Origin of the sequence: Hoeflea sp. (genome assembly GCF_039975035.1) — a bacterium.
Classification (GTDB): Bacteria; Pseudomonadota; Alphaproteobacteria; order Rhizobiales; family Rhizobiaceae; genus Hoeflea.
Window position 1 is genome coordinate 1 of record NZ_JBDWHW010000011.1, and the last position, 2,702, is coordinate 2,702.

Consider the following 2,702-nt stretch of genomic DNA (forward strand, 5'->3'; position numbering starts at 1 on the left):
CCATGGCACCGGCCAATGCTGCGGCCAGCGCCGCGCTGAAAAGAAGCTTCTGGTTCATATCGATCACCTTTCAGAGTTGATTCAGGGTCCTTGCCTTGGTGATGCAAGGACCCAGAGGACTTGGTTAGATCACTGATGCGGGTTTACAGAGCAGACGCTTCGACCGTCTTGATGTCCGGCCAGATGTCGTTTGCATTGGCGATGTAGCCCGGAACATCGGTGAGCCAGCGCTTCTGCACGTCCTTGTTCAGGTTTAGGTAAAGCTTGTTGTCGACGATCCTCCAGGCCTCTGGATCCACGTCGAATTTCTTCTCCATGGTTACGCCGAACGCACAGTAACCGCCGTACTGGGGTGCGTAACTGCTAGGGGCGGCCCGGAACAGATCACGGTTCTCTGCGCTCGAGAAGTGATAGATCGCGTTCTTGTAGGTAGCGGTATATTCCTCAGAACCTTTGGTGGCCTCTGAATCCGAGAAATAGGCCACCGGATCGTAGCCGCTAATGGCGACGTCGTTGGCGTTTGCGTTCATATCGATATCGGCCCCAAAGGCACCGAAGGCGGCGCTCATAGAGGCAACAGCAACCAGGGCACGAAGTTTCTTGAAACGAGTCATTGGGTATCTCCTTTGAGTGAATGATGACTACGTCTGAAACATTAAGGGCTGCCGGGGTACTGAATGCGTACGATCGTTCAAACTTTTATGCAGATTATCTGGAGTGCTTATGGACCGGCTTTCTTACATACTCGACCAATTGAATGTGAACGCAGGCGTCTTCTTTCGGGGCCAGCTCTGCGGGCTCGCCTCCTTTGAAGAAGAGGGAACCGGCTACATTCATGTACTTCGCTCGGGAGAACTGGACATCATCGAAGCGAACAGGGAAAAGATTACGCTCAATGAACCGACGATGATTTTTTCGGTGCGCTCGCAACCGCATCAGCTTTTCAGCGGCAATCGTGAGGGTGCGGAGATGATTTGTGCGTCGATCAAGTTTCAGACCGGCTCGCGCAATCCAGTTCTGGAGGCTCTTCCCTCATCCGTCGTACTGCCTCTTTCTTCCGTTCAGGGGCTTGGTTCCTTCGTGGATGTTCTGTTCTCTGAAGCGGAAGCAGCTCAAGAAGGACGAGACGCTGTCATGAACCGACTCGTGGAAGTCATTTTCGTGAACGTGTTGAGACACATTGTCTCGGAAGGAGAAGCGCCCAAAGGCATGTTGTCAGCGTTGGCAGACAAACAGTTGAGCAGGGTTCTGAGCTGCATCAACAACAATCTGAATGGGGACCTGTCCGTGGAAAAATTGGCAGAGGTTGCGGCTATGTCCCGGTCAACCTTTATTCAGCACTTCAAGAATGTACTTGGACTGGCACCTGGCGAATACGTGCAGAACGCACGGATATCCCTAGCCAAGAAACTCATCCTGAAGGACAAGCCAATGTCGATTATTTGTTTTGAGGTAGGTTATGAAGACGCCTCGGGTTTCTCCAGAGCCTTCAAGAAGAATACGGGAATGACACCCAGGGAATGGAAGAAACTGAACGTGACAGCCGCGGAAGCCGAAACCGCCACGGTTGTGGAGAATGCCAACGTCGCATAGCTATCCTATACATGAAAAAGGCAAGGATTTCGTAATCCCCGCCCCTTTTCATTGCCGTCAAAACAACCTGCCTCCCGTCCGTATAGGCGCGTTAGATACTGAGCCGGTTGTTGGCCCCAGATTCAATACCTGCAAGGGACCCACAGTCCCGCCCGCGTGCAGCCATCGCCCTCGCCCAGCACTCCTTGGACACCCGCTCGATAACGCTCCTTATCCAGATAATGGCGGGGTCCCGGTCATGGCGAGTATGCCAGGCCAGATAGAGACTGGTGGGCTCCAGATCAATTGGCAGGTTTGTGATGGTAATTCCGGAGCAGAACTCGCAATCACCGGTAACGACTTCCGGAATCGTTGCAACCAGATCAGATTTCCGGAGCAAATTCGGGACGGCGGAAAAATGATTGACAGTCACGGCCAGCCGTCGCTCCAGCCCCCTCCTGTGAAGCGTGTCGTCGACAACACCGTGGGCCTCTCCAGACATGGTTGCCAGCAGATGTTGAGCACTCAGGAACGACTCAAGATCAACCTCCTGGCCACTCAGGGCATGGCCGTTTCTCATCGCCAGAACATAGCCGGTATCGAACAACCAGAGGCTTCTCAAACTGTGATCATGCTCCTCGAAAAAACCAATCACGAAATCGACACTCGCTTCCCGCAGATGGTTGGCGGCGGTAGCCGGCGAAAACGGCACGGCATGCAGATCGATACCAGGGGCACTTTGCTGCAACACGGAAACCAGTGGTTGCCAGACCATCTCCAGAATCAGATCTGTGACGGCAACCCGAAATGTGCGGCGGGATTCGCTGGGCGTAAATTGAGTCGAATTTACCGCATTGGAGAGTTCGTAAAGAGGGTTACGGATCTGGTCCCAGAGGCTCTGGGCGTAAGACGTTGGTTCAACTTGTCGACCACGTTTCACAAAAATCGGATCTTTCCAGGCCGTGCGCATTCTGGACACCACATTTGACACCGCGGGCTGCGTCATCCCGAGGCGGTCAGCCGCCCTGGTGATCGAACCTTCGGTCATGATGGCGCTGAACACATGCAATAAGTTGAGCTCTTGGTTTTTCATGATGCCTCGCTTTTTTGAGAGGGCGTTTAACACCGAC

At 53.6% G+C, this 2,702-nt stretch carries 3 protein-coding genes; 1 reads left to right on the plus strand and 2 read right to left on the minus strand.

What is annotated here, in order from left to right:
* Positions 1–143: 143 nt before the first annotated feature.
* Complete coding sequence (locus tag ABJN75_RS00860) at positions 144–614, minus strand: YHS domain-containing (seleno)protein (RefSeq protein WP_348435927.1); 471 nt, start codon at positions 612–614, stop codon at positions 144–146.
* Positions 615–723: 109 nt separating this feature from the next.
* On the opposite strand from ABJN75_RS00860, the gene ABJN75_RS00865 reads away from it, so the two are divergent.
* Positions 724–1,593: an AraC family transcriptional regulator gene (locus tag ABJN75_RS00865; RefSeq protein WP_138441315.1), complete on the plus strand. Its 870-nt coding sequence runs from the start codon at positions 724–726 to the stop codon at positions 1,591–1,593.
* A 91-nt stretch (positions 1,594–1,684) separates the two neighbouring features.
* Here the strand turns inward: ABJN75_RS00865 and ABJN75_RS00870 are convergent.
* On the minus strand, positions 1,685–2,702 hold a 1,018-nt coding region (locus ABJN75_RS00870), incomplete at its 5' end, for a LysR family transcriptional regulator (RefSeq protein WP_348435929.1).